At 75.5% G+C, this 2,560-nt stretch carries 2 protein-coding genes and 1 pseudogene; 1 reads left to right on the top strand and 2 read right to left on the bottom strand.

All coding sequences use genetic code 11. From position 1 onward, the window contains the following. Nucleotides 1-247 (bottom strand): annotated as a pseudogene (locus tag ABZ641_RS32730) (hypothetical protein); the annotation flags it as partial. 187 nt (nucleotides 248-434) lie between these two features. Between ABZ641_RS32730 and ABZ641_RS32725 the strand changes: the two are divergent. Continuing rightward, nucleotides 435-770, top strand: coding sequence for a carboxymuconolactone decarboxylase (locus ABZ641_RS32725; protein ID WP_344626993.1), 336 nt, complete (start codon nucleotides 435-437; stop codon nucleotides 768-770). Nucleotides 771-857: 87 nt separating this feature from the next. Here the strand turns inward: ABZ641_RS32725 and ABZ641_RS32720 are convergent, their stop codons facing one another. Further along, nucleotides 858-2,048, bottom strand: coding sequence for a UDP-N-acetylglucosamine--N-acetylmuramyl-(pentapeptide) pyrophosphoryl-undecaprenol N-acetylglucosamine transferase (locus ABZ641_RS32720; RefSeq protein WP_359987743.1), 1,191 nt, complete (start codon nucleotides 2,046-2,048; stop codon nucleotides 858-860). Between the last annotated feature and the right edge of the window lie 512 nt (nucleotides 2,049-2,560).

Genomic DNA, 2,560 nt, shown 5'->3' with positions numbered 1-2,560 from the left:
GCCACCGCGCCGTACGGGTCGGGGCGAGCAGCGCCGGCAGGCACCGCACCGGCAGACCGGGGTCCCCCGCCGCCGCGACGCGGACCCGTGGCCGGCCGTCGGAGGTGAGCCGTTCCAGGACGCCGCCCGGAAGATCGGCACGGGCCGACACCGCGCGCACGTGCTCGCGGTCCGAGTCCGCGAGCCGCGGGTGGACCCGTGCAGGGAAGTGCCTGCGGGACTCGGCTGGCAGGGTCGTCGGATCCATCCGGCAGACCCCGTCGGCGGCCGGTTCGCGCCGCGGACACACCGGCCCGCCGACGGAACCACTCCGATGCCGGACACCGGGACGGCGTGATCCGGCCGGCTGACCTAGGGTCGGACTGCAAGCGGCCGAACGGGTGCACGCGCCCGGCGGTCCGTTCCGCTCCGCACTCCTCGGAAGGCAGTCGACCATGCCTACGACGTCCGAAACGCCCGTCCTGGACACCCTCGCCGCGATGACGATCGACTCGATCGAGCGGTGCGGGATGAACGAGGACATGCTCATCCTCACCCGGATCGCCGCGCTCGCCGCCATGGACGCACCGACGATCTCCTACCTCGCCCACCTCGGTCCGGCCGTCGAGGCCAATGTGACCGCGAGCCAGCTGCAGGACGTCCTGGTGGCCATCGCCCCGATCGTGGGGACGGCCCGGGTGATGTCCGCCGCCGGGCACATCACCGAGGCCCTCGGTGTCGCCATCGCCGTGGCCGACGCCGAGATCCAGGCCCAGGTGAACGGCCAGTAGTCCGCCGCCCCCGCGCAGCAACACGCCGACCGGCACTCCCCCGCAGGGAGCGCCGGTCGGCGCGTGGTTTCCGGAGCCGCCCGCGGACTACTTCACCGCGGCGGCCTCCAGCAGGACGTCCACCAGGCGCTCGGCGGCGTCGGGGCGGCCCTGGGCGCGGGCCCGGTGCGCCATCTCGGCACGGCGCGAGGGGTCGGACAGCAGCGGCGCGACGGCCCGGCACAGGCCGTCCGCGGTGACCTCGCCGAGCAGCGCCACGGCCGCGCCGGAGTCCTGCAGGTGACCGGCGTTGTGGGCCTGCTCGTTGCCGGCCGAGGAGGCCAGCGGAACGAGCACGGAGGCCTTGCCGAGGGCGGTGAGTTCGGCGATCGTCCCGGCGCCGCTGCGGGAGACGACCACGTCCGCCAGCGCCAGCACGTCCGGGAGTTCGGGGCCGACGAAGGGCGTGACCAGGTAGCGGGCGGCGAGGTGCGGGGGCAGGGCGGCGGCCCGGGCCCGCAGGCCGTCGGCGTGCGCGGCACCGCACTGGTGCACGACGTTGGCGCCGGTCAGCAGCCAGGGCAGCGCCTCCTCGACCAGGCCGTTGATCTGCAGCGAGCCCTGGGCGCCGCCGGTCACGTACACGGTGGGCAGGTGCGGGTCGAAGCCGTACAGGCCGAGCGCCTCGACGGCCTTGGCGGGGACGCCGTGGAACACCTCGGGGCGGACCGGATTGCCCGTCACCACGGCCCGGGCGCGGGCGCCCTCGGGCAGCAGCGGCACGGTGGACTCGGAGGAGACCGCGAAGCGGGCGGCGATCCGGGCGAGCATCCGGTTCGCCAGGCCGAGGCGGACGGTCTGCTCGTGGACGACCAGCGGCGCACCGCACCGGCCGGCGGCGCGGCCGACCGGGACGGCGACGTAGCCGCCGGTGGCGAGCACCACGTCGGGGGCGAAGTCGGCGACCACCTTGCGGGCCTGCAGGATGCCGCGGACGACCCGGAACATGTCGCGGACGTTGGCGGGCGAGGCCATCTTCAGCGGGTTCGAGGACCGGCGGATCTTGCCGGTGGCCACCGTGGCGAACGGGATGCCCTCGTTCGCGGCGACCCGGGCCTCCAGGCCCTCGGCGGTGCCGACCCAGAGCACCTCCAGCCCCTGCCCGGCGGCGCCGAGCCGGGCGCGGAGCGTCCGCACGGCGGTCAGCGCGGGGTAGGTGTGGCCGCCCGTGCCACCGCCGGTGACGAGCAGTCGGAACGGCCGCGCGGCGGCGGGCTGATGGTGGTCGGCGCGGTGCAAGGACGCTCCCGGGTGACGGCGTTCGGCCCGGACTCGGCCGCGCCGGAGGGCAGTTGGACAATCAGGACGATATCAGCCCAATCATCGCAGGTCCCGGCCGGGGACCCCGCCTACGGGGACGCCGGAGCGGCTGCCTCGGTTCCACCGACCGGAATCCGCTGTCGGCCCGCGGCACGACTGCGGAACGTGGAGCACAACACGGCGGTGAACGACGGCCGGACGCCGTCGGCCGACTCGCTCGCCGTGCCGGCGAAGCACCGCCGGCAGCGGAACTTCTACTCCTGAAGGACCCCGGCCGACCGGCGGACTCCGCCGCGGGCCGCGGCACTCCGCCGGCCGGTGCCGGGATCCCCGCGTCGGTGCCGTGATCCTGCGGCCGGTGCCGGATCCGTCGGTCAGTCCTGGATCCGCCGGTCAGTCCTGGATCCGTCGCCAGGGGCGGTCCGCCTCCAGGGCGAACGCCAGCTCCAGCAGGACGCGTTCCTGCCCGTGCCCGGCGGACAGGTGGACGC

The sequence above is a fragment of the Kitasatospora sp. NPDC007106 genome (genome assembly GCF_040634455.1).
Lineage (GTDB): Bacteria > Actinomycetota > Actinomycetes > Streptomycetales > Streptomycetaceae > Kitasatospora > Kitasatospora arboriphila.
This window is presented reverse-complemented; position numbering and strand designations above follow the sequence as displayed.

Excerpts from the sequence above, each read along its gene's own strand:
- ABZ641_RS32725 (WP_344626993.1), top strand. The coding sequence starts at position 435 with ATGCCTACGACGTCCGAAACGCCCGTCCTGGACACCCTCGCCGCGATG.